This is a genomic window from Mesorhizobium sp. M0185 (assembly GCF_040322175.1).
GTDB lineage: Bacteria > Pseudomonadota > Alphaproteobacteria > Rhizobiales > Rhizobiaceae > Mesorhizobium.
In genome coordinates, this window is sequence record NZ_JAMYSY010000071.1 from 1 (window position 1) to 23,570 (window position 23,570).

The window sequence follows — 23,570 nt, forward strand, 5'->3', positions numbered from 1 at the left end:
GCGTGCACACGGTCGGTGGCGTCATATCTGCGGGAGAGCTCATCATGCAGATTGTCCCTGTCACAGACGACCTGACCGTCGAGGCACGTGTGGCTCCGCAAGACATTGATCAGCTGATGCCAAGGCAGAGCGCAACCTTGCGATTTTCGGCCTTCAACCAGCGGATCACGCCAGAGTTGAATGGTGTAGTCAGTGAGATCTCCCCCGATCTCAGCATCGATGAGCGAAGCGGCACGAGCTTCTATACTGTGCGTGTCAGCCTGCCACGTGCAGAGCTTACGAGGCTGAAGGGCCTGACCTTGTCGCCCGGTATGCCTGTCGAGGTGTTCTTCTCGACCGGCAGCCGCACAATGATGTCTTACCTCGTAAAACCTCTGGCAGATCAAATCCAACGGGCATTCAGGGAGGAATGAGTTCGCGTGCCGGGCTCGGCCATAACCCAAACTCCGCTGCCTTCCTTCTGAAGGCGGCCGGCGCCTCTGGGGGCGTGGAATAAGAACGCTTGACGGCGCCGGCCTTGCAGGTTGGGGCCCAGCTTGGCGATTCAGGTAATTCCACGATCGCGGAGGACGCGTCTACGCGCCTCCGTCCGTTTTCGTCGATTTCGCGCATTGGCAGCTAAGCGTTCGTCTCCAGCCACTCGCGCGGCACGATCGTAATGAGACCCGATCCGCCGATTTTCATTTCGGCCGCTATGAACCGCAAAGCGCCGCCCCCGGCAAGGGCGCGCTTGACGATAGCAGGAGGATGAGGGCCGCGGCCAACCACGCGCTCATCGAAGAAAGCAGCCTGACGGCCCTCTCTGACTTGCTGCTGGCCTGTCCGGACCCAGTGGAGCAGGGCATGGCCGCCGTGCTCGAGCTTTTCGACGCGATCCCGCTCGGCGCATACATGGCGATCGTCAATGAGCTGCGCGGCCGCGTTCATCACGGGCATGCGCTAGCTGGTATCCTTTACGTGCACCTCCGGCGCCTCCGGGAGAGCTCGCTGACGGCAAAGGACGTCCCGGATGGCCAAGGCGGACGCCAGCGAGGCTGAAAGGGGCCGGCAGAGCTTCACCAAGCGCCAGCGCCGCCGCGAGGAACTGATCGCACTCGGCAAGAGGATGCTTGCCGCCACGGCCTCGATGCCTATGGATCAAAAGTTGCGTGGAAACCTGTCCCCCCAAACTTTCTTTGGCAAATGCATGTCGGCCCTCCCGATCACGTTGCGAGGGGCGAAGCTGAATCACGCGCACTCGGTCTTCATCGCGTGTTTTCGAAAAGGGTTCGTGAGAAGGGTACCCATCCGGTGAAGCTTTCGATTACCCACATCGTCGGCGGGCCCCGCCAACCTGGTCGGCGAGCGTCGACAGGCTGAGCGGCACGCCTTCGCGGGCATAGCGTTCGGCCTGGCGGTTAAGCGGCTGATGCTGGCCGAACTTCTCGAACAGGATCATCGCCAGCAGGCCGGGACCGGCCCAGCCGCGCGGGGTGGCGTGGAAGGGCGCCGGAGCCTGGCTGATCGTCTCGCAGTCGCGGCAGGTGAACTTCTCCCGCACGTGCTGGATCACCTTCCATTGCCGCGGCACCACCTCCAGCGTCTCGGTCACCCAGCCTGCGCAGCCGATGACCGCCGCAGCAAAGCGGCCGGCGCCGGCTCGACCACGCGTTCGCGCGGCAGATGCTCGGGAAATGGCTGGCGCGCCGGTCGCTTGCGCATGTAAGGCGCCACCTCGGTGGTCCGGGCCGCGGCCTGTTCGGCGGCGATCTCGTCTTCCGTCGCGGTGCTCTCGAGTTCCTCGAAGGTGAGTTCCATCTGGTCGTGCAGGCGGGCTGAGCGTTCAGAACTCTGACCATGCAGCGCGCCCCTCGGTCTGACGGCAGTGAAGTTCTGGACCCGAATGAAATTCAAGGGAACGCTCGCGCTCAAGCGGCACATCAATCCCACGCGCGTGCCGATCGAGACGAAGGAGAGCTACCGCTGGCTGGAGAACTTGCGTCAGTCCATCGCGCTCGTGGGCGCGCCCGAGCGTTTCTTAAACTGGCATCGGAGCTGCTCTGGGCGAGGTACTTGGCGTCAATGGGGCACGTCCAGTAATCATCAATCGAAACATGGGGTTCGACGAGAAGATCAAAACCGTACCCACAGGGGACCGGAACCGGAATGTCAGGCTTCGAAAGCCGATGGCAGAAACCGGATACGCTGTGGCGGCATTTGAGGGCCCGTTCCTGCTCTTGATTATTGCCTGTGAGCTGTGCGCGAAAATCGGGAATGGAAGGGCCGGAGGCAGGAAGCACGGCCTCAGGCCGAGGCGCTAATCAAGCGGGTCGGCAATGATCGCGAAAAGCTCAACACGGCCGGCAGCGAAACTAAAGAAGTAGTCGCGCGTTGGACGGCGGATAACGCTGTTTCGTCTCTGAGTATGGTTTAGGTCAGAGTGGTCAAGCCAACGTCGCGTAAGGCAATCAATGCGTCGAGCGCTAGTCAAGCGAAGTCGCCCGCTCGTGACGAGGTCACTTTAGCGCCGCCCGCTTTCCGGCCGGTCCAGCTCGCAACGCTCGTGGACACGGTCCCTGCCGGCGATCGTTGGATCCATGAGATGAAATACGACGGCTATCGTATTCTCGTTGCCGTCGGCGGTGGCGAGGCGCGAGCGTACACACGATCTGGTCTGGACTGGTCTAGCCGTTTTCCCTCGATCCTCTCCGAGGCTCGCAAGCTCAAGGTGCGCTCAGCCCTGATTGACGGCGAGGCCGTGGTTGTCGATGTGGAAGGAAGATCTAACTTCCAGGCGCTTCAGAATGCATTGAAGGGTGCCCCGGCGACTATCGACTTTTATGCGTTCGATCTGCTGCAGCTCGACGGCGAAGATCTGACAAGGCTTCCTCTTGTTGAGCGCAAGGCGAAGCTGGAGGCGATCTTGCCTGCGAAAAATCCGGTCCTTCGTTACTCCGACCATATCCTCGGCCGCGGAGAAGAGCTGCTCGATCGCTTCTGCGCTGCCGGCCTTGAGGGCGTCATCTCAAAGCTCGCGGATTCGAGTTATGTGGCGGCCCGCGGCGCAAGCTGGCTGAAGATCAAATGCATCAGGCGGCAGGAATTTGTGATTGTCGGCTGGACGCCGTCCGACAAGGTCCGCGCGTTTCGGTCCTTGATCCTTGGCGTTCATGACCGCGGCAAGCTGCGTTACGCCGGGAAAGTCGGCACCGGCTTCGATACCGCTGAACTTCTTCGTCTCTTGAAGATCATGGCGCCGCTTGAGCAGAAGGCCGCCACCGTCGACGCACCACGCGCCGAAGTGCGCGGCGCACACTGGCTTCGTCCGAAACTGGTCGCTGAGATTGCCTTCACCGAAATGACAAATGAAGGGACGTTACGACATCCGATCTATCTTGGTCTCCGTGAAGACAAGAAGCCGGAGGCGGTCGTGCTCGAGACGGAACGTCATGCAGCCGATCTCGCCGCGTCTGCGACAACCGCCATCGCGATAAGTAACCGTGACCGCGTCATCTATCCGGAGTCCAACATCACCAAGGGACAGCTTGCCGACCATTACGCAGCGGTCGCAGCGATCATGCTTCCTTGGGTTGGCAGCCGGCCGATCAGTCTGGTTCGATGCCCACAGGGCCGCGCGAAGAAGTGCTTCTTCCAGAAACACGACGCCGGCAGCTTTGGCGACAAAGTCCACCACGTCGGCATCACAGAGAAAGACGGGCACGAGGAACCATATCTCTATGTCGACGATGCCGACGGACTGATGACTTGCGTCCAGATGGGAACGATCGAGCTGCATGGATGGGGGGCTCGGATCGAGGATGTCGAAAAGGCCGACCGCCTCGTGTTCGACCTCGACCCCGATGAAGGCCTCGATTTTGAGGCCGTCCGCGCCGCTGCCTTTCAGTTCCGCGCTATCCTTAAATCGCTGGGACTTACGACTTTCCCGATGCTGACGGGAGGCAAAGGAGTGCACGTCATCGCGCCGCTCACCCCTGGCGCCGAGTGGCCACAGGTGAAGGACTTCGCGTCTCGCCTGGCGCAGGCGGTCGCCCGGAGCGATCCGGCCCATTTCACGGCCGTGTTGTCAAAGGCGCGCCGCAAGGGTCGCATCTTTGTGGACTATCTACGCAATCAGCGCGGGGCGACCGCGATCATGCCTTACAGCGCGAGATCACGTCCGGGCGCTCCTGTCGCGGCACCGATCACGTGGGCGGAGATGAAGACAATAGACGCGCCCTCTCATTTCCACGTGGGCGATGCTCCTGAATTAAAGAAACGCGCAGTCTCCAAAACTCTGGCTGGATGGGGTCGCGCTGACCAATCCTTGCCCAATCTGTAGCGTCCGACGCGGGAAGAGGCAGTAAAGCCGGGATTCAAAGGGCAACGCGGCGCTCACGGCCTTGCCTCATTGGAACCTGCGGAGATCGGTCTCGTTTGGCTGAAGCCATGGCAAAAATCGATCCTAGGACCGTCGCCAGTCTTTTAAGGGAATACGCGCAACGGGCGTCTATGCGCGGCGACAATCCCTATCGCACAAAGGCATACTTGCGCGCGGCAGACAGTCTGATGGCGCTGTCGCAGCCGCTTGATCGGATCATCGCCGCCGGCGCCCTCACCAAGATCCCGGGGATCGGTGACGCGATCGCAGACATCGTGACCAAGCTTTACCAAACCGGCACGCACCCAAGCCTTGAGAAGCTGCGCGAGGATGTTCCAGCGGGCGTGATGGAGCTGTTTGCCATACCCGGGCTTCGTCCCGATAAGATACTGAAGCTTCATCAGGCGCTCGGCGTGAACTCGCTGGCGGAGCTCGAGGCCGCAGCGAGAGAAGACCGCATCCGCCCAGTCAAAGGCCTCGGCGCCGCGCTTCAGACAAAGCTGCTGCAGAACCTGGCCATCGTGCGAAGCGGCGAAACGCAACTTCACCTGCACAAGGCCGCCGCTCTTCTCCACCATGCGGTCATATCGGTAAAGCAACAGCATCCAGAGTTTTCGCGCGTGGAAATTGCAGGTGACTTCCGACGCGGTTGCGAGCTCGTTTCCGACTTCGCCCTGGTAGCGCAGGCCAGAAAGTCGACTGGAATCGAGGATATGGCCCTCAGGCTTGTTGTCACGGACAGGAAGCACTTTGGCGCGAGCCTGCTCGAGGCAACCGGTTCGGCAGACCACCTTGAGCAACTGAAGACGTTCGCGGCCGACAAGGGATTCACTCTAAACGCCGACGGGCTTCATCGCGGGAGAAAGCTGATCGCGTCAGCGACAGAAGAAGAAATCTACCAAGCGCTAGACTTGCAGTTTATCGAGCCTGAATTGCGCGAAGGCAGGGACGAGATTGAGCGAGCGGCAAAGCAGAAGCTACCCACCCTCATTCGGGATGAAGATCTGCATGGCATCCTGCATTCTCACACGACCGCATCCGATGGCACCGAAACGCTTGAGGCAATGGCTGAAGCCACGCGTAGGCGCGGTTTCGAATACTATGGTGTCGCCGATCATTCGCAGTCCGCTCACTACGCAGGCGGTCTTTCGCTGCAGGAGATTGCTGAACAGCACCGCGAAGCTGACCGGCTGAACAAGGCATACAATGGAAAATTTCGCATACTGAAAGGCATCGAGGCGGACATCCTGGCGGATGGCTCGCTCGATTACCCGGATCATATCCTGGAGCAGTTCGATTTCGTCGTCGCGAGCGTGCACAGCCGCTTCAAGTTGCCAAAGAAGGAACAGACGGAGCGTATCATCGAGGCGGTCGGAAATCCTCGGACGACAATCATCGGGCACATGACCGGCCGCCAGCTGTTGCGCCGGCCCGGTTATGATCTCGACGTCGACAAAGTCCTCAAAGCGTGTGCGAAACACGGCGTCGCTGTCGAAATCAACGCTCATCCGTGGCGGCTCGACCTCGACTGGCGCTGGCATCAAAAGGCACTCGATCAGGGCTGCATCTTCAGCATCAATCCGGACGCTCATTCGATCCGCGAGCTCGACCACATGCATTGGGGTGTCGAGATGGCGCGCAAGGGCGGTGTCCCTGCGAAGCGGGTCCTGAACGCGATGCGTTTGGCGGCCCTCCTTGCGCATCTCGCACGGCGCAGGCAAACGTCTTAAACTGCTTGTGCGCCCGGCCTATCAGCGCAGGAGTCCGTCCTTCTCAAAATCTTCCCAGCCGCGCAAACTGGAGTGCGAGTTCTCATCGGGGCCATGGCTTGCTGAAGCTGCAGTTCCGCGACCGCTTCTTTGAGCACGTTTCATAGCGGCTTTCCCCGCGGCTCGCCGCCTATTCTCTGCAGCCGTCGCTGCGTCCTGTTCGCGCCAGACCGTAACGAGGTCGCGGTCAAGCACATCCTCCACGTGCTGCGGGTCGAAAACGTGAAAAGTGATGTTCCTTGCCCGCCCGCGGAGTTTCACCGTTTTGGTCCCGGCGCTCTGCAAACGACCATCTTTCAGCCAGCGGTGCCGTTCGGCCGTCGAGATCGTCAAAATGTCCTCGATTTCACGGGGGATTACGGGCAGGTCTTCGATATTCTGCAGTGCTTTGGATACGATCCCGAATACCACCTGCACATCATTCTCGGCGCCCTCAGACAGGCGCAGGGTAAGCACGCGGGACTCGATATTGAGCAATTTCCTGAACTCCGTTGGAAGGCGGGCGCGTATTTCGAGAAAAATACCCCTCGCTCTGACGGACGATCCAAACGTTGCAGCCGGGGTTAAAGGCCACTCTCCAATCAGCTTCGCTATTGCATTGATTTTTCGGCGCGTGGACATGCCCCTTTATATAGGTCACCGATTGTCGGCAGCGATGAGCCGATCGCAAAGCCAACTTGAGTTTTAATCCGCCAGCGGTCTGAACCACGATGCCCTAAAAGGCGCAACCACGATTGTTGGCGGGGCCGCTTGCAACTTCGGCTAACAGGAAGCGGCAGAGTTGATTTCAAAGTGCGATATCAGGCGCGTTGCCGCCTGCCGGCTTTGGGGGGCCGCTGGCAGACTGGCCGCTTCTGGAAAGCGAGGGCAGGAAGCAGACATACCGTACGCGTCCGGCCAGCCACGTGCGTTCGAATCTCGCCCCGCGGGCCGAAACGAAACGGAGAACTACGTTTACGCTATTCCCTCCATAGCGCTCACTGATGTCCTCCGGGTAGATCGAGGCCGAAGGCAACCAATGCCAACGTCCATCAGGCGGACATTGGCTCCTGCCGAATGCGGCGCAGGGGTTCGAACCGATCAGCTCGCCTTACGGAATGCTCTGGGATCGCTGACCCAAGTGGCCCACCGCTGAGATGTTGAACTCTTGTTAATCCACATTTCATTGGTTGTGCTCCCCTCAGCCGGAGCTTCGTCCAAATATGGATAGATGCCGAGGTATTCTTGACCGTCATAGCTTGTCTGATGATTTTGCGTCACGGGGAGTACCGCCACGGCGCCGTTGAAGCCGTCAAAATAGCCCAGTTCCCAAGGCATCCATTTGGAGGATCCGGAATTTGCAGTATGCACGTAGACGAGTGACTTGCACTGGCGCATCCGCATCCGAATGACTTCCGCGTTTGCAGCGGTGACATTGGCTCTGTCCAATTGCGGATCTTCCAGCCAGTCGACGTAGACTGTTTTGCCATAGTCCTCCAGAACGCCTTTCACGCCCAGAATGATCTCGGCGTCAGAAGTCGAATGACTGAGAAAAATGTCGAAGCTAGTCTTGGTTTTTGCTGTTGCGACTTCCTCCTTGAGAACGGCTTTCGCCGTTCTCGAGATTCCAACCTTTCGCTGGGCGCGCTGTCGTATGCGGCTTTCCGTGAATGTGGACACTAATTCCCCCTACATTATCTGACGACGATATTCTCGGTCGCGCTGCTCGGCAGGACCATGCTGCTGACAGAACTTCAAACCTCCACTTAAATGAATGCTGGTGCATTGTTTGAGCGCATCGGCCGTGACAGGTCATATTCGCAGAGCGTTCGATCGTCGTAGGCAGTATCAATCATCGTCACGAGATTGTTCAAATTTCCGGCGATGCGATCCCACGTGGTCACGGAAACCTTTGCCTTTGGGGCCAGTAAGTTATCGATGATGCGGGCAGGAAGGTATGGGTAGCGCCGTTCATATTCCGCCCGGTCGCTGATGGTGCTCCACGAGGTGCAATCAGGATAGACCGTGGCCTTCTCAACTTCGTGCGCCGCCGTCCAATATGTGGGATTGGTGGACGGAAGCTGGACAACAAGGACGCCGGACTGCTTATTGACCGCTCCATCATACATGCTGGAGTATATTTCCCAATCGACATGCTTTCTTCCTCTGGTTTCCGTGCCAACCAAGACGATGGTAAGGCTTGAATCCCTGAGATAATAATCTCGGATGATCCGACGGATGCTTTCGGTGGGAAGATTGTCGTTAACGTCGTTCGTATCAACAGATACGTCGATGAACAGACCATATTGGTTGGCCCATTGTTGTAATTGGTGCTTGGCCCACTGGTCGTTGGCGTGATGATAGCTGATAAAGACTTTGTGCATCGGGGTTACCTTATTTTTGGGACCTATATACGTGCTTGACCCAAATTGAAAAGGGGGCTATGGTCTAGGGGCAATCGGAGATAGCGCCGTGATCGCCCATATCAACAGCCTCTTTGACCTAATGACCACGTTCCCCGACGAGCAGGCTTGCGTTGACCAGTTGCGGGCGATCCGCTGGCGGGACGGCGAGTTCTGCCCTCTATGCGGTGATAACCGCGTCTATCATTTCAGCGACCGCAAGACGTTCAAGTGCGGCGCATGCCGTAAGCGCTTTTCGATCAAGGTCGGGACCATCTTCGAGGACACAAAACTGCCGCTTCGTAAGTGGTTCATGGCTATTTGGCTGATTACCAACCATCCGAAAGGCGTTGCGAGCACGACGCTCGCCAAGGATTTGAAGATCACGCAGAAATCGGCTTGGTTCGTCCTTCATCGCCTCCGGCACGCCGCGCGGACCAATTCGTTCAACGCGCCGCTCAAAGGCACCGTTGAGAGCGATACCACGTTCGTTGGTGGCAAAGAGAAGAACAAGCACGCCGCCGACCGCAAGGGCGGCACACAGGGCGGCGCTGGCAAGGAAATCGTGCTCGGCATCATTGAGCGTGATGGCGAGCTTCGCACGAAACACGTGCCGAACAGCACGGCGCGCACAATTCAAGGCGAGGTTCGCCAGAACGTCGCGCCGGGAACGGCAATCATGACGGACGAAGATCGTGCATTCATCGGGCTGTCCGGCGACTACTTTCACCACACGGTAAACCATTCGCAGGGCGAATACGTGCGGCACTACACCATCCATACCAACGGCATCGAAGCCGTGTGGGCTCTCTTGAAACGCCAGATCGTCGGCATTCACCATTGGGTGTCGCCGAAGCACTTGAACAAGTATGTGGACGAAATGACATGGCGGTATAATCGGCGAGACATGACTGTCGGCCCGCGCATGAATGACATTTTCACATGCGTCGAGGGTCGTCTGCGGTACAAGGATTTGATCGCGTGACCGATAAGAAACAGGAACCACCGCTCTATCTCGACATGGGCTTTGCCGAGGCTCTCGAACGTTTCGCGCAGACAGACAAGAAGGAGGCCGACGAGCTGGCCGAGCGTGCAAAGAAAAAGAAAAGGCCGCCGAGGGACAAGCCTCCGGCGGCCGGTAAGAAGCGCGGGCCTACTTAAGCTCCGCAGCACCTCCAGTACCCTTGCACCGAAACGAGGTGGCCGTGTTGGATACGGAAATGCGGGCGAACGTAGTGGCAAACCCGCACAAGCAGTTTATTCAAGTTTCTCATTAAGGCGTTCACTTTCTGGCCGTTGGCCGTTGGGTGTGCCTTTGCCGCTCTAGATGAGCGGTTGCGTCCTCATGCAAATCAGTGTACTAGAAACTCTACCAAATCACTTCTGCCTTCGCTCTCGGTCAGGCACTAACAGGCTCCGAGAGACGCTGGCAACTCAAGAAAGGACCGGCTTCCGACCGGTCCTTTTTGCGTTTACCAGGTGACGCAGTAAATCTTCTATCCCGAATCCGTATCGCTGTACAGCCCTGAATGTCACTTGAATGTGCGCAGCCGGCGGCGTATGTGTGTGACGTATCCTCGGGAGCAACGACATGTCGGACAAAGCGCTTGATAATGCGAAGGCATTGAAAATAAAGGCACTATCTGAGATCGAGCGGCTAGAAGGCGAGGCGCGCGTTTGGCGTGATCGCATCGCCATGGCCGACCAATTCATCGATCAGTGGAATGCGTTTGCTTCCGGAGAGGCTGTGAATCCTGTGGATAGTGTATCCGCAGAAGAGAACAAACCGGCACCATCAACGGCAAAGCGGAATGTGATTCGAAACAGCAAAAAGGAAGATGTGGCCGAGGCCGCCCGCGCCATAATCCGCGATCGGAATGAACCGGTATCGCGCACGGACCTGTTCAAGGCCCTCACCGAACGCGGGCTGACGATTGCAGGCACGGACCCTGAGATGGTTCTGTCAACGATGCTGTGGCGCATGCGCGACCGTGTGGCCCGCCTCAAAGGCGGCGGCTATTGGCTGGCGGATATCCCATACGAACCGGCGGGCTATTCTCCCGAGACCAGCACCGACAATGATCAGATGGGGAACACCCCTGCCGAAGAGGGCATGCCGAACGACCCCGAAACCGCCATGGTCCGCCGCGACATATTTGGCGAGTTGTAACTAGTTGCAAACAGTCGGGTTTGACCGGCCATCGTACTCGGTGTGGCAGTCGTCGCCAGCGCTCTGGTGGCCACGCGGGCGTGTGCTTAAGAACCACGCGATCCCGCCGATCATCACGACAAAGAAAACGATGTTGATGAATTTATCGCCCATCTCCGGATGCTAGCCGACCCATCGAAAATCGTCAATGGGTCAGACACGTATATAGGTCCCTTATTTTTCGAGCAGCGGCCGCGAGTTTTAGGATTGGGTCGATCAGTTCATTGAGATTCTCACGCGGCTCGCGCAATTCCTTCAGCGCATCGAGCAGAGCTGCGTCTCCGTCAGCACCGTCACCAATCGAACGGTCGGCTAACTCAGCGGCGGCATAGCCGGTTGCACCTATGGGAATACAGGTCACGCCATGTTGTCGGGCGATTTCGAACTCGCGGATCATGCCGTCGGCGACGACGGTATCATCGCCAACCTTCTTGTTGCCAAACAGGAACAATGCGATGCCCGCTGACGATATTATGTCTTGGCGGTAGGCTTCCCAAACTTCCGTCCGTTTCGCCTCATCGGCGATGTATTGCGGAAAGGGCCGCATCAGCATTCGATCCTCGATATGCCCGTGGCGGTCTGCGTAAATCGCTTCAAGTGCGCCCGTGAACAGGGCATTGCCGACGCCAAGGCCCATGCCTGTCGCAACGCGAAGCTTGGCAGAGATCAAGGCCGAACCCAAAGTCCGCATAAAGCTTGTCACCACCGGTTCACCCCACGGCGCGAAGTCACTCGCGCTCGACGAGACGAAGATCGTCCGGCTACGGTATTGCCGTTCAATCTCGGCCAAGATGTCGGTAATCTCGCTATATTCGTCGACCAGCAAGGGACGAATGTTAAAACGCTTCAGGTCTTCGAGCACGAGCTCTTGGCGAATTTTTCCATATTCAAACTCAGCCTCGCTTTCATCCGTGCGGCGGGTCCGGTTCCGAAAGATGGCGTAGTGACGGCGCTGGTTAGTTTTGAACGTGATCCGCACCCGAGCCAGCACCTGTTCAAGGTTCGGGTCCGTAAAACTGAATCCGACGAACAAGAATGATTTCGACACAAGATCACCAGCCAGCGCGTTGATGAACGCTCCACGGTCACTCGCGTAACGCTCGTAATCATCGCGCGTGGCGACCGCTTCATCTGGCCGGTCAACATCGCCATGCATCTTGTAAACGATGGCGTCGCGGCGGGGCTGTGTGTTCGCCAACTGCGGTACGGCCCATTTGACATCCACAATCTTGCCTGCGTCTTTAAGCGCAGTCTCGATCAGCTTGTCGTAGTTGGTTGTCCAGTAGGTCGTGATGGGAAGCCGCGCTAGCAATCTGTGATTGGCGGTGGGCGGGTTATTTGCCGAGAAGGCGTTGACGATAGCCGTGTGAAGAGCGTGCCGATTCTGGTGGTTCGCGTTTACATGAAATTGCGCCACCGCGACGAGATCGGACTCTTTGTCAACGTCGAGATGGAGTTCTTCGGCTAGCGGTCGGACCAGGTTAGCCCAATCCACAAATCCGGCAGGAGCCGACAGTCCGGCCCCAGCAAAGATCGCTGCGTTACCTGCCTCGATTTCCGCAAGAAAACTGGCAACAAATCCCTTTACGTCATCCCGCATCGATCGACTCTTCGTTGGTCGTTGGTCTTACGGTCTGGCAATAGGAAATATCGCCCCGTCCCCTCGCGAAACATGGGTGTGCTGGGCCAGATATTCAACCTTCAATCCGATACATTAAGCATAAGTTAGAAGTTCTTCTCTGACTGCCGACAAAACTGAGCCAGTTGCTTGGGGCGCTGCCCCTGGCGCGGCACAAGGGATCGCTGACGCTCGACCGGCACGGTCTCCCCAGCCTTCCGCGCGGTAGAACCCGCGAAGACTATCTTTCCCGACTATCCGCGGAGGTCGGAGTTCAGTGACGACCGTTGGATGAACATCACCCGCAGGACATTCGTTAAGGTGGCCGTCGGCTCCCCGATGGCCTTCGCCTGGCCGGGAAAGACGCTCGCCGCCACGCCTGCCCCGCTGATGCGCACCATCCCTTCCACCGGCGAGGCGATTCCGGCGGTCGGGCTTGGCACCTGGATCACTTTCAACGTTGGCGACGACCCGGTGCTTCGCGATGAATGCGTCGACGTGATCGCCGCCTTCTTCGAGGCGGGCGGGCGAATGATCGATTCCTCGCCCATGTACGGCTCCTCGCAGCCGGTGACCGGTTACGGGCTGGAGAAACTCGGTCGGCCCGAAACGCTGATTTCGGCCGAGAAGGTCTGGACCTCGTCGGCCGGAAGCGGACCGGCACAGATTGAGGAGTTACGGCGCTTGTGGGAAGTGCCGCGCTTCGATCTCGTGCAGGTCCACAACCTCGTCGCCTGGGAAGCGCATCTCGAAACACTGTTCGCCATGAAGGCGGACGGGCAAATCCGCTATGTCGGCATCACGACCTCCGAAGGCCGCCGGCATGATCTGTTCGAAGATATCATGCGGCAGCATCCGCTCGACTTCGTGCAGCTCACCTACAACATCGTCGACCGCGAGGCGGAGGAGCGGTTGCTGCCACTGGCGGCCGAGCGCGGCATGGCGGTGATCGTCAACCGGCCGTTCCGGCAAGGCGCGCTGACGCGCAGGCTGGAAGGCGAGCCGTTGCCGGATTGGGCGGCCGATATTGGTGCTGGGACCTGGGCACAGTTCATCCTGAAGTTCATCCTCGCGCACTCGGCCGTCACCGTCGCCATCCCCGCCACCACACGTGTCGACCATGTGCGCGAGAACCTGGCGGCCGCGGCCGGTCCCCTCCCGGACACGGCGCTGTGCGAGCGGATGGCGGCCTACGTTTGGGATCTCTGAATGTCGGAATGGTGGACCTACCGGCTGGGAGATTTCCTGCTCTTTTCGCCGCGCGTCTACCGGCGCATGTTTGAGCTGCACAATGTCGCGTTCTGGCCGTTGCATCTAGCAACGCTCGCCGCCGGCCTCGCGATCGTCCTGCTCGTGCTCCGGCGGCTGCAGAACCACGCCCTCTGGATCGCCTTCATCCTGGCCGTGCTCTGGGCCTTCGTCGGCTGGTCGTTCCTGTGGAGCCGCTATGCGAGCATCAACTGGGCTGTCGCCTATGTCGCGCCGGCCTTCGGCCTGCAAGCGCTGCTGTTGGGGTTCCTGGGCACAGTGGGCGGACTTGCTTTCGATCGGAAAGACATCGCCGGGCAGCTGGGGCTGCTGCTCGCGGTGATCGGCCTTTTCGCCTAGGCGCCGCTCTTCGGGCGGCCATGGACTGGCGCGGAAGCCTTCGGCATCGCGCCGGATCCAACGGCGATCGCAACGCTTGGCATCCTGCTCGCGGCGAGTGGCAGGCTCATGGCGCTGTTGCTTCCTATCCCGCTCCTATGGCTTCTTTTCAGCGGCCTGACGCTGCACACCATGAGCGATCCGCAGGGATGGCTGCCGTTCTCGGTGGTGGGGACGGCTCTTGCCGGACTGGTCCTGCGCCGTTTGGGTCGGTAAATGGGCGATCCGGCTGGGCCGTGCTCAGCCGGGACTTGCCGCTCCCCGGGACGCTCGATGCCTCCTCGTATGGCTTTCCGCGCCCCTATGACCTGCAGCTGCCGCTGCCCACTGGCTGATCGGTGCTGGCGTGTCGGCACAGAGGGGGCAGTTTGTCTGAGAGCCTGGCCAGAACCAGCCCTACCACCCCGCCGTCTGGTGCCGTCGAGAGGGCAACCCACCCGCGGTTGGTTCGTTGGTTCTATGCAACAATTATCGGATTCCCGCTTGCATCCGGCTGCGGTCTTGCAAGGCAGCCGCGCTTCCTCTTCGGAATTCTCAACTGCAGCGCTTTTCCTTTTCGCCACAGACTGTAGCTGTGGTGCATGCTGCTTTCGATCGAAGACCTGCGGAAATCCTATCCCGGCCCGGAAGGCCCGGTCTCCGTCCTGCACGGTGTGACGCTCTTGCTCGACGCCGGCGAGACGCTGGCGCTGACCGGCGAATCCGGCTCGGGCAAGAGCACGCTGCTGCACCTCGTGGCGGGTCTGGATGCCGCCGCCGGCGGGCGCGTCGTTCTCGACGGGCAGGAAGTCACCGCGCTCGACGACAGTGATCGCGCGCGGCTCAGGCGAAGCGCGGTCGGCATCATCTTCCAGCAGTTCAACCTCATCCCCTCCCTGGACGTCGCCGCCAACATCGCCTTCCAGGCGCGTCTGAACGGCGCGCCGGACTCGACGGAGCTTTCGCGGCTGGCCAGTGCGCTGGGCCTGCAACCGCATCTGCGGAAATACCCCGAGCAGCTGTCCGGCGGCCAGCAGCAGCGCGTGGCGATCGCCCGCGCGCTCGCCGCGCGGCCGAAGCTGATCCTCGCGGACGAGCCGACAGGCAACCTCGACGAGGCGACGGCGGACGAGGTGATGGAGCAGTTCCTTGCGCTTGTGGCGGAGACCGGCGCGGCGCTCCTGATGGTCACGCACTCCCCGCGTCTTGCAGCACGTCTCGGGCGCCGGGCGCATCTCAGCCAGGGCCGCCTCGCATGACCGGCGCTGTCTTCTCGGCACTGGCTTCGCACTGGCGACGCAGCCGGCTCCAATTGCTGACGCTGGTGCTCGGCCTCGCGCTGGCGACGGCCCTCTGGTCGGGTGTGCAGGCGATCAACGCCGAGGCGCGCGTAAGCTACGACGCGGCTGCCGCCACGCTGGCCGAGGGCCGGTTCGACCAGCTGATGCCGCGCGAGGGGGATTCAATGGCGCAGGAGATTTTCGTCGCGCTGCGCCGCGCCGGCTGGCTCGTCAGCCCGGTGGTGGAGGGAAGGCTGCGCCTCGGCAACATCTCTGTGAGGCTCGTCGGGGCCGATCCGCTGACCGCGCCTCCGGGCTCGGCTGCGAGTGCGGTGTTGACGCGTACAGACCTCAATCGCTTTCTGCGCGCAAACACGCTGGTAGCCGACCCGGAGACGGCGGCGCTCCTTGCGGCGAACATACCCAACCCGGTTCTCGCCGATCAGGCGGTTGCGCCGGGCACCGTACTCGCCGACATCGGCGTCGCCCAGAAGCTGCTCGGCCGTGTCGGGCGCATCAGCCGCTTGATCGTCCTGCCGGAGCAGCCGCTGCGGCAACGGCCGTTGGCCGAGATATCGCCGGACCTCGTGCTCCAGCGCGCGGACGGCGCGACCAATGTCGGCCGGCTCACCGACAGCTTCCACCTCAACCTCACGGCCTTCGGCTTTCTCAGTTTCGCGGTCGGCATCTTCATCGTCCACGGCGCGATCGGCCTTGCTTTCGAGCAGCGGCGCGGCATGGTTCGCACCCTGCGCGCGCTCGGCGTGCCGCTCCGCCGCCTGATCGTCCTGATGGTACTGGAGCTTGTCGTGCTGGCGACGCTTGCAGGCGCGCTCGGCATCGCGCTCGGCTATTTCATTGCAGCACTTTTGCTGCCGGACGTGGCCGCGACGATACGGGGCCTCTATGGCGCCGACGTTGCCGGCACGCTGCAGATCCGCCCGGCATGGTGGCTCTCGGGAATGGCTATGGCGCTCGGCGGCGCACTGCTTGCCGCCGCGAGCGCCCTATGGCGACTGGCGCGGATGCCGGTGCTTGCGAGCGCCGGCGGGCGCGCCTGGGCGCTGGCCTCGAGGCGGACGCAGAACCTGCAGGCCGCAGCCGCGCTCGTGCTGCTCGCGGCAGCGGGCGTGCTGGCCGTCACCGGAGGTGGACTGGCCGCCGGCTTCGCGCTGCTCGCCTGCCTGCTGCTTGGCGCAGCCCTTGCGCTGCCGTCCTGTCTCGCCGCGATCCTGCGCCTTAGCGAAGGACAAGCCCACAGCGCCATGGCGCAATGGTTCTGGGCCGACACGCGCCAGCAACTGCCTGGCCTGGGGCTCGCGTTGATGGCGCTGCTGCTCGCCGTGGCCGCGAATGTCGGCGTTTCCACCATGGTCTCCAGCTTCCGCCTGACCTTCGTCGGCTTTCTGGACCAGCGCCTGTCGGCCGAGCTCTACGTCGATGCGGAAGCGGTCGCGGACCGGGCCGGCCTGGAGCGCTTCCTCGAGGCGCGCGCCGACGCCGTGCTGCCGATCATGTCGGCCGATGCGACGCTCGCCGGCCTGCCGGCGGAGATTTTCGGGGCGCGGATCGGCTATACCTACCGCGAGAACTGGCGGTTCCTCGACGCGGTGCCCGCCGTCTGGGACGAGGTCGAAGAGGGTAGGGCGGTTATCGTCAACGAGCAGCTTTCCCGTCGCGCTGGCTTGCGCGTCGGCGAGATGCTCGCGCTGGGTCCCGGCCTGTCGCTTCCGGTCGCGGGCGTCTTCGGCGATTACGGAAATCCCATCGGCCAGGCCATCGTCGGCGAGGCGCTGTTCCGCCAGACTTTCCCTGGCATCGAGCCGAGCCGCTACGGCGTGCGCACCGGCGATCCTCAGGGCCTGCGCCGGGCGCTCACGGAAGCGTTCGACGTCCCAGTCGCGCGCATCATCGACCAGGCGGCGCTCAAGGCGTTTTCGCTGTCGGTGTTCGAGCGCACCTTCTCCGTGACCGGGGCGCTGAACGTGCTGACGCTGGCGGTCGCTGCATTCGCCATCCTGATGAGCCTGCTCACCCTGGCGGCGATGCGGCTGCCGCAGATGGCGCCCGTCTGGGCGATGGGGACGACCCAACGCCGGCTCGCAGGGCTGGAGATCCTGCGTACCGTCCTGCTCGCCGCGATCACCGCATTGTTGGCCTTGCCACTGGGCCTGGCGCTGGCCTGGGTGCTGCTTGCCATCGTCAATGTCGAGGCGTTCGGCTGGCGTCTGCCGATATACCTGTTTCCTACCGAATACGCCCGCCTGATGCTCTTCGCGCTCGCCGCCGCGCTGCTCGCTGCGCTCTGGCCGGCCTGGCGGCTTTCGCGCATGGAGCCGGCCGCGCTGTTGAGGATATTCGCCAATGAACGCTAGGGCTCTCATTTTCCTGCTGCTGAGCGTCGGCAATGCCTTCGCTCAGGGCTTTGCCGGGCTCGGCACGGACACTGAAGGTTTCGCCGTCCCGGAACCGGGCAAGCGGTTCGAGTTTCCGCGGGATCACGGAGCCCATCCGGACTACCGGATCGAGTGGTGGTACCTGACCGCGAACCTCACCGGGCCCGACGGTGCGGACTACGGCCTGCAATGGACGCTGTTCCGCTCGGCGCTTGCGCCCGGCGAGGCCGAGGGATGGGAGAGCCCGCAGGTGTGGTTCGGCCATGCCGCCGTCACCAGCGCCACGACCCACCGCGCCACGGAGCGTTTCGCGCGCGGCGGCACGGGCCAGGCGGGTGTGACCGCCGAGCCTTTCGCGGCCTGGATCGACGACTGGCAGATGGCGGGCGACACCTTCGACAGCCTGCGTCTCACGGCGACCGGAAAGGACTTCGCCTACGACATCGCAATGCATGCCGAAGGCCCGCTCGTTCTCCACGGCGACCGAGGCTACTCGGTGAAGTCGGCGAAGGGGCAGGCGAGCTACTACTATTCCCAGCCCTTCTTCGCCGTCGAAGGTACGATCACGCTGCCGGAAGGCGAGGTTCCCGTGCGCGGCAGGGCGTGGCTCGATCGTGAATGGTCCTCGCAGCCGCTGGCGGAGGAACAGACTGGTTGGGACTGGTTCTCGCTCTCCTTCGACACAGGCGAGAAACTGATGGGTTTTCGCCTGCGCGATGCTGCTGGCGGCGGATTCACCTCGGCCTCCTGGATCGCGGCGGACGGTGAGCCAACGCCCTACGGCAACGGCAAGCTTGTCATGATTCCGCTGGAGACGAGCCGGGTGGAGGGGCGCAAGATTCCTACGCGCTGGCGTCTCGTCTTGCCCGACCGTGCGCTCGACGTCACCGTCGGCGCGCTCAACTCTCAGGCATGGATGGGTCTCAGCATCCCCTACTGGGAAGGTCCGGTCCGGGTGATAGGCACCCACACGGGCAAGGGCTATCTGGAGATGACGGGCTACGAGAGGCAATGAGCTGGATCGCCGGCTGGAAGGCGCAGCACTCTGCGCTTGCCGGTGCGTTGAATCGTCCTGGACAACTCCTGGAACACGTAGGCGCGCGCCACTGCCGTCCAGCGCGAAGGCTAATCCGGCGCCTGTTTCGGCACGGAGCCCAGGAGGAATCACCGGTGTGGTCACCGTGTCGGGCGGTTCCTTGCTCTCCTTGTCGCCGGTCGTCGGCGGGATCAGCACGCCGTTGCAGTCTTCCAAGGATAGTCGAGTGCCATTGTCTGCCTCATCATTCGGGCCTTCCGCACCATTGCGATCGGATGCCTTCGTTCCAGTCCTCAGGTTCGGCCTGGCAGGGATTGTCCTGGTTGGTGCTGCCACAGCGTGTTGTAGTTGGCATCGTGCCAACCATTGAATCCAACTAGGGCGGATAAGAGAGCAAAAATAAAATAGGCGAAGATCATGGAGGAGCCGGAGCAGTTTAGTAAGGCGACGTAACCTATCGCTAGTGTCGCTAAAGCTCCCGTCGCCTTGGCAAGGCAAGTGAGCCTCCACGCACCTAATCGGCATCCGACAATTGGATCTAGCTCTTCTCGGAGAGCCCGTAAGAAGTCACGTCCATCATTCGGATACATGAGGTGGTATCCAAAACCGAGCTATTTCACCCTCACACTCCGGTTCGAGCTCCGCGAAAAACGGCATCACGTGTTGAGCGCGTCGAACATCGTCTGAATATCAGAGCCTGCCGGCTGGCCTAGCGTGATCCAGAGAATGCTCTAGACCGCCATTCCGGCGGAAAAGAGCCGGTTTAGCAGGGACAGATCATTGGGTTGTAGATTAGTACCAGTCGGAAATCCGTAGATTTTTGCCGCGAGCACGGGAGTTCGGAGGCGACCCGCTGCACGCAAATGGCATACTACGCTTAAGGGAGATTTCGACCCATGAAGCGCGGATCCCAACATTTCACCTCCAGTCACCGATATTGTGAGTTTCAGTTACTTGCCTTGCATAAATGGGTGCCATAGAAAGGAAATGAGGATGATATGCGGAATTATTTCTGGAAATTTCATTGAAACAGGCGCAGTAATTGAGCTCTAACAAGGTTCAGACGTTACAGCTGAACATGACCTCTTTTTCCTATCTATGCCAAACGGCGGATATGCAAGCCTCTATCCTTTCGGCAACGATAGAAATGCAATTTTAGTGTCTGCAGAGACAGCGCCAGCAGCATATCGCAACTTTAGGCTCGAGTTGGTCGAAGGAAATCGATGGCTATTAGAAATGTTGAACGAAGGTAGCTGAGGTAGGAATTTGAGCAGTTTGCTCTTTGAGACTGCCTGATTGACTCCCTATTTCACTTGGTCTTGTCGGGGACAGGGCCTCGAGGGGGTGAAGATTCGACCGCGTTGCTTTGTTAGTTACAGTCGTGATTGTTTGGTTCAAGGGTGTTGAATACCGGTCTATGGGATAACTCGCTCGATGAAGTGATCCTTCGTTCGGAAACAAAACCTCTTGGTCGGCTCCGTGCCATCTCCCGACATTTCTCAGAGGCGCTTATTCCCCATTGGCAATGACTGCTTGGAAGGATCCCACCAAAATCACAGCTAGTGTTGAGGGAGCAATGGGACCACGGCCAAGCGCATCATATTTGGCCCATCATTTGCCAATGAGTGTCACGAAGTGCTTTAATACGTTCTGCGCAGTCCGCTCCGCAGTACGTCCAGCCGCTGCCCACTGCGCAAAGTGTCCGTCAATGTACATGCGTGCGAGCCCGTAGACGAGCGCCCTCGCGGCTATCTGGGTCTCTGCTATGTCGTCTGACCGGAGCATGTTTCGTCGCTGTGCTTCTGCCATTGATCCTTCTACCAGCGAACGCACAGCATCGTTATCGCGACGCAGCGATTCCGAACTATCCCAATCAATAAGACTCCGTGTCGAGATGATCTGGAAATGGGTGGGGTTTCGAATTGCCCAGCGCAAATACGCGATTCCAACGGCGGCAAAGCGCTCAATCGGGTCGCCCGTAGCAACGTTCTCGACTGCATTCGTAATCTCCGAGCGGAACCGGCTCATTGCCTCCTCTGCAACAGCCGTCATCAATGCGGTCTTGTTGCTGAAATGACGGAAGGGTGCGCCGGCGGAAACGCCCGCACGCTTTGCGGCTTCGCGTACGCTCACATTGTCGGGGCCGCCCTCCTCGATAAGGTGGACCGCGGCATCGATCAACGCATCCCGCAGATTGCCATGATGGTAGCTGGTGCGGCCAGGCCTCTTGGCTTTTGGCATCTCTTTCCCTTCGTTCTGTCGAGCTGGATCACGCGTCTGTACCACGATTTCGGCAATTATGTAATCACTGTTTACACCTTCGACAAAAGGATGTAAGCAGTGATTACAGCGGGGATAGGAATAGGCCTGCGGTCTCCGCGGCTCCCAAATTCCCAGATGGAGAAACGAACATGCTCGCCAGAAACGCCGAACCCCGCCGTCCGCAATTCACGTCGTCGCAGAGCTCAGCCGAAGAACCTCGGCACAAGGAGAATTTCGCGACTGTTCAGTCGAGCGCCGCTGTGTCCAGCGTCACGCTTTATCGGCTTGCCTCCGTCGCTGGAGCGGGAAGCGCGCTTATTCTTCTGGTCAACGCGGCTAAACGCAGCTCGCTCATCCCGACCACCGATCTAACGCAAATTCTCGCACCACTCGCCGAGATATTGGCGCTTGGTCTTGTCGTAGGCTTGTTTTTTGCGTTTGGCCGGCGCGCGGGCTTGTTCGGCACTATCGCCTTTGTCATCAACTTCATTGCACTGGCAAGTCTGGAAGGTGTGGAAGTGGTGATCAATCTCGTATTTTCGAAGCTTCCGCTGGCAACCATCATCGACCTGCGCGGCGGGCCGCTCGGACTCGTTCTGGTCGTCAGTTCGTTTCTTTTTCTGTTTGGGACGCTCGCGTTTGTAATCTCTCTTGCCGTCGGAAGAGCCGTGCCGCGCATTCCACTCGCTCTCTATTTCATTGGCGCGATGCCTATCGCGCTCCGTGTGTTCGTGCCGGAGTGGGCTCTCGACCTGGGCCTGGTAATTCTTGCGACAGCGATCGCCTGGCTGGCCGGATGGCTGTGGATACGCGCGAGCACTATCGACGACTTGAGGCCGGAAAACGTGACCACCTTTGCTCCTCAGAATTGATGCCCTATCGCTGCAACAGGTTTGCTGTGGCGGCGGCTTCGGGTCACCAGCGGACTTCACCATCGGCCGCTCCGCGCGCCATTTGCTGACCTTCCTGCCGCTTCTCCAAACCAGCCGTTCGCGCTACGACCTGATGCGACCCGAAGCGGTCGCCGGTGACAGGCAAAGGAATGTCTCTATATGACCCGAACCGGTCTTCCGATTTTGGCCGGCGACGGGTGAGCAGTGCGAGTTGATCTAGAATCTGGATCACGCCAACGCGAGCGCCTCGCTGTCAGGGAGACTGTTTGCGCTGTCGCGAATGGCCAGTTCGAGTTTACTTGCTTCCGTTCGAGTGATCGACATGAAGATCTGCATCAGGTCAGTGCTCGTCCATGCAAGCTGGGCATCTAAGGCCCGCTTCTGGCATTCCAAGACTCGAAGCTGCCAGTCACCGGCCCCAGTTGAACCCTTAGGGCGATCGGACTGGATGCGCCTCATGTCGGCCGTTGCGGACGCCTTTGCCACCGCCCAAATGCAGACATCGCCGGCAACGAGGTGGAACGACCGCTCCCGCCGCCTATTAGGTCTTCAGCTCGCGCTTGAGTTCGTTGAGGAAGCGCCAGTCCGTACCTTTCGCGATAATCCTGTCGGGTGTGGAGCCGATCAAACCGATTTCCTTCAGACGCAGCGCATAGAAGCGGACGGTATCAGTGGAATCGTAGTCCCGCCATTCCCGGTAGGGCAACTCGCTGATCGCTGCGAACGCATCATTGTAGTGGCTGGCGAACCCGCCCGCCACCAAGCGCTCGGCAACCAAGGCCGGCGCAGCGGTGCATAGATCCGCAGCCTTGAGGATGGCGCGCAGCACACGCTTGGTAGCAACCGGATGCGCGGCCACAAAATCGCTGTTGCCGGACAGCATGCAGCAGAAATATTGTGACCAAGGTCGGTCCACAGTGCTGTTGACGATCACGTGCCCGACCTTGTTGCGCCGCAATTCCTGCGGGTCCGGCGGAAAGCCCAGGAACGCATCGATGTCGCCCCGCGCGAACAGCTCCTTGGGCTTGACCGCCGGGTCCACCACCCAGTTGATGTCGCGCGCCGGATCGAGCCCGACATAGGCCGCGATGCTGGCGAGGAACAGATGCGGCCCCGAACCGAGCCCCTGGACGCCGACGTTCCGGCCTTTCAGATCGACGACGCTGTCGATCCCGCGCTTGGCAAACAGCTCGAAGCAACCGGGATGGATGCCGCCGAGCAGAGTGAGCCGCGCACCGGAGTCCAAGGCGACGATCGAATTTGTCACGAAGTTGAGGCTAAAGTCGATCTCGCCATTCGCCACCGCGGAGGCCGTGGCCGCACCGGGGCCTGCGGCGACATAGGCAACCTCGGTGAAGCCCTCAGCGCGCAGCAGATCCTCTGCAACATACTGTGGCGCCACGCAGATGCTAGGGATCTTGGCCAAGCGAATGCGTGTGGTCTCCGGCGCTGGCTCGGCAAGAACTCGAGTTGGAGCGCCGACGAGGCTTGCGGTGCCGGCAGCCGTCAGGCCGGCCAGGAAGCGCCTGCGGCTCTGGATGATTTGCATGTCTACGTCTCCCCTCGAGACAGATGGGATCAGGTTTTTAGCTCACGCTTCAACTCGTCAAGGAAGCGCCAGTCCGTTCCGTTGGCGATAATTTGTTGCGGGCTCGACTTGATCATGCCGGTCTCCTGCATGCGCAGTGTGTAGAACCGCAGGGAGTCTTCAGGGTCGAATTCCCGCCAGCGGTCGTACCGGAT

The 23,570-nt window shown here is 60.5% G+C and carries 21 protein-coding genes and 1 pseudogene; 14 read left to right on the forward strand and 8 right to left on the reverse strand.

From position 1 onward, the window contains the following. On the forward strand, positions 1–413 hold a 413-nt coding region (locus NKJ20_RS31310), incomplete at its 5' end, for a beta-barrel domain-containing protein (RefSeq protein WP_352749341.1). A 205-nt stretch (positions 414–618) separates the two neighbouring features. Here the strand turns inward: NKJ20_RS31310 and NKJ20_RS31315 are convergent. Further along, positions 619–936: a hypothetical protein gene (locus NKJ20_RS31315; RefSeq protein WP_352453187.1), complete on the reverse strand. Its 318-nt coding sequence runs from the start codon at positions 934–936 to the stop codon at positions 619–621. 73 nt (positions 937–1,009) lie between these two features. Here NKJ20_RS31315 and NKJ20_RS31320 point away from each other — a divergent pair, with 73 nt between their 5' ends. Then, positions 1,010–1,294 (forward strand): hypothetical protein, encoded by a 285-nt coding sequence (locus tag NKJ20_RS31320; protein ID WP_352453186.1) that lies wholly within the window; start codon positions 1,010–1,012, stop codon positions 1,292–1,294. Between the two features lie 33 nt (positions 1,295–1,327). Here NKJ20_RS31320 and NKJ20_RS31325 read toward each other — a convergent pair. Next, positions 1,328–1,920, reverse strand: a pseudogene (locus NKJ20_RS31325) (transposase domain-containing protein); the annotation flags it as partial. 499 nt (positions 1,921–2,419) lie between these two features. On the opposite strand from NKJ20_RS31325, the gene ligD reads away from it, so the two are divergent. Beyond that, positions 2,420–4,318 carry a DNA ligase D gene (ligD, locus tag NKJ20_RS31330; RefSeq protein WP_352453185.1) on the forward strand — a complete coding sequence of 633 codons (1,899 nt, stop codon included), beginning with the start codon at positions 2,420–2,422 and terminating at the stop codon, positions 4,316–4,318. 107 nt (positions 4,319–4,425) lie between these two features. Next, complete coding sequence (locus tag NKJ20_RS31335) at positions 4,426–6,087, forward strand: DNA polymerase/3'-5' exonuclease PolX (RefSeq protein WP_352749364.1); 1,662 nt, start codon at positions 4,426–4,428, stop codon at positions 6,085–6,087. Positions 6,088–6,108: 21 nt separating this feature from the next. Here NKJ20_RS31335 and NKJ20_RS31340 read toward each other — a convergent pair whose 3' ends face one another. The 3 genes from NKJ20_RS31340 to NKJ20_RS31350 all read right to left on the reverse strand — a co-directional run bounded on the left by NKJ20_RS31340 (position 6,109) and on the right by NKJ20_RS31350 (position 8,489). Then, on the reverse strand, positions 6,109–6,747 hold the full coding sequence (locus NKJ20_RS31340) for a hypothetical protein (RefSeq protein ID WP_352453184.1): 639 nt from the start codon (positions 6,745–6,747) through the stop codon (positions 6,109–6,111). Positions 6,748–7,206: 459 nt separating this feature from the next. After that, complete coding sequence (locus tag NKJ20_RS31345; protein ID WP_352453183.1) at positions 7,207–7,785, reverse strand: toll/interleukin-1 receptor domain-containing protein; 579 nt, start codon at positions 7,783–7,785, stop codon at positions 7,207–7,209. Positions 7,786–7,871: 86 nt separating this feature from the next. Beyond that, positions 7,872–8,489: a TIR domain-containing protein gene (locus tag NKJ20_RS31350; RefSeq protein ID WP_352453182.1), complete on the reverse strand. Its 618-nt coding sequence runs from the start codon at positions 8,487–8,489 to the stop codon at positions 7,872–7,874. 88 nt (positions 8,490–8,577) lie between these two features. On the opposite strand from NKJ20_RS31350, the gene NKJ20_RS31355 reads away from it, so the two are divergent. From NKJ20_RS31355 to NKJ20_RS31365, 3 genes are all read left to right on the forward strand, one after another. Then, complete coding sequence (locus NKJ20_RS31355) at positions 8,578–9,492, forward strand: IS1595 family transposase (RefSeq protein WP_352749345.1); 915 nt, start codon at positions 8,578–8,580, stop codon at positions 9,490–9,492. Further along, positions 9,489–9,668 (forward strand): hypothetical protein, encoded by a 180-nt coding sequence (locus tag NKJ20_RS31360; RefSeq protein WP_352749348.1) that lies wholly within the window; start codon positions 9,489–9,491, stop codon positions 9,666–9,668. Before NKJ20_RS31355 ends, NKJ20_RS31360 begins: the two co-directional genes overlap by 4 nt. Before the next feature lie 430 nt (positions 9,669–10,098). Then, complete coding sequence (locus tag NKJ20_RS31365; protein ID WP_352749351.1) at positions 10,099–10,677, forward strand: hypothetical protein; 579 nt, start codon at positions 10,099–10,101, stop codon at positions 10,675–10,677. 184 nt (positions 10,678–10,861) lie between these two features. Here NKJ20_RS31365 and NKJ20_RS31370 read toward each other — a convergent pair whose 3' ends face one another. Beyond that, entirely contained in the window at positions 10,862–12,316 is a 1,455-nt protein-coding gene (locus tag NKJ20_RS31370; protein WP_352749353.1) for an SIR2 family protein, read from the reverse strand. A gap of 309 nt (positions 12,317–12,625) precedes the next feature. Here NKJ20_RS31370 and NKJ20_RS31375 point away from each other — a divergent pair, with 309 nt between their 5' ends. From NKJ20_RS31375 to NKJ20_RS31400, 6 genes are all read left to right on the forward strand, one after another. Then, positions 12,626–13,543, forward strand: coding sequence for an aldo/keto reductase (locus NKJ20_RS31375; RefSeq protein WP_352749356.1), 918 nt, complete (start codon positions 12,626–12,628; stop codon positions 13,541–13,543). Next, positions 13,544–13,942 carry a hypothetical protein gene (locus NKJ20_RS31380; protein ID WP_352453179.1) on the forward strand — a complete coding sequence of 133 codons (399 nt, stop codon included), beginning with the start codon at positions 13,544–13,546 and terminating at the stop codon, positions 13,940–13,942. A gap of 108 nt (positions 13,943–14,050) precedes the next feature. Continuing rightward, positions 14,051–14,197, forward strand: coding sequence for a hypothetical protein (locus NKJ20_RS31385; protein WP_352453178.1), 147 nt, complete (start codon positions 14,051–14,053; stop codon positions 14,195–14,197). Positions 14,198–14,562: 365 nt separating this feature from the next. Further along, a complete protein-coding gene (locus tag NKJ20_RS31390) occupies positions 14,563–15,219 on the forward strand; it encodes an ABC transporter ATP-binding protein (RefSeq protein ID WP_352453177.1) in 657 nt (218 codons plus the stop codon). Continuing rightward, complete coding sequence (locus NKJ20_RS31395) at positions 15,216–17,615, forward strand: FtsX-like permease family protein (RefSeq protein ID WP_352749360.1); 2,400 nt, start codon at positions 15,216–15,218, stop codon at positions 17,613–17,615. The genes NKJ20_RS31390 and NKJ20_RS31395 overlap by 4 nt, the downstream gene beginning before the upstream one ends. Next, on the forward strand, positions 17,605–18,651 hold the full coding sequence (locus NKJ20_RS31400) for a lipocalin-like domain-containing protein (RefSeq protein WP_352453175.1): 1,047 nt from the start codon (positions 17,605–17,607) through the stop codon (positions 18,649–18,651). The genes NKJ20_RS31395 and NKJ20_RS31400 overlap by 11 nt, the downstream gene beginning before the upstream one ends. 1,632 nt (positions 18,652–20,283) lie before the next feature. On the opposite strand, the gene NKJ20_RS31405 is transcribed toward NKJ20_RS31400, so the two are convergent. Then, positions 20,284–20,913: a TetR/AcrR family transcriptional regulator gene (locus NKJ20_RS31405; RefSeq protein WP_352453174.1), complete on the reverse strand. Its 630-nt coding sequence runs from the start codon at positions 20,911–20,913 to the stop codon at positions 20,284–20,286. A gap of 170 nt (positions 20,914–21,083) precedes the next feature. On the opposite strand from NKJ20_RS31405, the gene NKJ20_RS31410 reads away from it, so the two are divergent. Beyond that, positions 21,084–21,806 carry a hypothetical protein gene (locus tag NKJ20_RS31410; RefSeq protein ID WP_352749363.1) on the forward strand — a complete coding sequence of 241 codons (723 nt, stop codon included), beginning with the start codon at positions 21,084–21,086 and terminating at the stop codon, positions 21,804–21,806. Positions 21,807–22,368: 562 nt separating this feature from the next. Here NKJ20_RS31410 and NKJ20_RS31415 read toward each other — a convergent pair. Then, positions 22,369–23,376 (reverse strand): ABC transporter substrate-binding protein, encoded by a 1,008-nt coding sequence (locus NKJ20_RS31415; protein WP_352453171.1) that lies wholly within the window; start codon positions 23,374–23,376, stop codon positions 22,369–22,371. Between the last annotated feature and the right edge of the window lie 194 nt (positions 23,377–23,570).

Excerpts from the sequence above, each read along its gene's own strand:
- NKJ20_RS31315 (WP_352453187.1), bottom strand. The coding sequence starts at position 936 with ATGCCCGTGATGAACGCGGCCGCGCAGCTCATTGACGATCGCCATGTA.
- NKJ20_RS31320 (WP_352453186.1), top strand. The coding sequence starts at position 1,010 with ATGGCCAAGGCGGACGCCAGCGAGGCTGAAAGGGGCCGGCAGAGCTTC.
- NKJ20_RS31335 (WP_352749364.1), top strand. The coding sequence starts at position 4,426 with ATGGCAAAAATCGATCCTAGGACCGTCGCCAGTCTTTTAAGGGAATAC.
- NKJ20_RS31340 (WP_352453184.1), bottom strand. The coding sequence starts at position 6,747 with ATGTCCACGCGCCGAAAAATCAATGCAATAGCGAAGCTGATTGGAGAG.
- NKJ20_RS31350 (WP_352453182.1), bottom strand. The coding sequence starts at position 8,489 with ATGCACAAAGTCTTTATCAGCTATCATCACGCCAACGACCAGTGGGCC.
- NKJ20_RS31365 (WP_352749351.1), top strand. The coding sequence starts at position 10,099 with ATGTCGGACAAAGCGCTTGATAATGCGAAGGCATTGAAAATAAAGGCA.
- NKJ20_RS31370 (WP_352749353.1), bottom strand. The coding sequence starts at position 12,316 with ATGCGGGATGACGTAAAGGGATTTGTTGCCAGTTTTCTTGCGGAAATC.
- NKJ20_RS31375 (WP_352749356.1), top strand. The coding sequence starts at position 12,626 with ATGAACATCACCCGCAGGACATTCGTTAAGGTGGCCGTCGGCTCCCCG.
- NKJ20_RS31380 (WP_352453179.1), top strand. The coding sequence starts at position 13,544 with ATGTCGGAATGGTGGACCTACCGGCTGGGAGATTTCCTGCTCTTTTCG.
- NKJ20_RS31385 (WP_352453178.1), top strand. The coding sequence starts at position 14,051 with ATGGCGCTGTTGCTTCCTATCCCGCTCCTATGGCTTCTTTTCAGCGGC.
- NKJ20_RS31390 (WP_352453177.1), top strand. The coding sequence starts at position 14,563 with ATGCTGCTTTCGATCGAAGACCTGCGGAAATCCTATCCCGGCCCGGAA.
- NKJ20_RS31395 (WP_352749360.1), top strand. The coding sequence starts at position 15,216 with ATGACCGGCGCTGTCTTCTCGGCACTGGCTTCGCACTGGCGACGCAGC.
- NKJ20_RS31400 (WP_352453175.1), top strand. The coding sequence starts at position 17,605 with ATGAACGCTAGGGCTCTCATTTTCCTGCTGCTGAGCGTCGGCAATGCC.
- NKJ20_RS31405 (WP_352453174.1), bottom strand. The coding sequence starts at position 20,913 with ATGCCAAAAGCCAAGAGGCCTGGCCGCACCAGCTACCATCATGGCAAT.
- NKJ20_RS31410 (WP_352749363.1), top strand. The coding sequence starts at position 21,084 with ATGCTCGCCAGAAACGCCGAACCCCGCCGTCCGCAATTCACGTCGTCG.
- NKJ20_RS31415 (WP_352453171.1), bottom strand. The coding sequence starts at position 23,376 with ATGCAAATCATCCAGAGCCGCAGGCGCTTCCTGGCCGGCCTGACGGCT.